General features: G+C 58.5%; 1 pseudogene. It reads right to left on the reverse strand.

Features of this window, described 5'->3' with window-relative positions:
* Positions 1–193, reverse strand: a pseudogene (locus DH10_RS35890) (IS6 family transposase); the annotation flags it as partial.
* Positions 194–248: the final 55 nt, after the last annotated feature.

A 248-nucleotide genomic window follows, 5' to 3' on the forward strand; every position in this document is an offset into this window, starting at 1 on the left:
GGCGAGCGTAATGCGGACCGAACTTGATGCCCCACCGGCGGATTGTCTCATACGAAACCACGGTCCCGCGCTCCAGCAGCATTTCCTCGACCAGACGCAGGCTCAAGGGGAACCTGTAGTAGAGCCAGACTGCATGGGCGATGATCTGCGGCGGGAAACGATGGCGCTTGTAGCTGACGGTTGCGGTGTTCATGCCATCGGTCTATGCCGCAAATCCCTGAACGCGAGTTAAGTTGATAACGCCCGAT

The sequence above is a fragment of the Mesorhizobium silamurunense genome, from assembly GCF_014843825.1.
GTDB lineage: Bacteria > Pseudomonadota > Alphaproteobacteria > Rhizobiales > Rhizobiaceae > Mesorhizobium > Mesorhizobium silamurunense.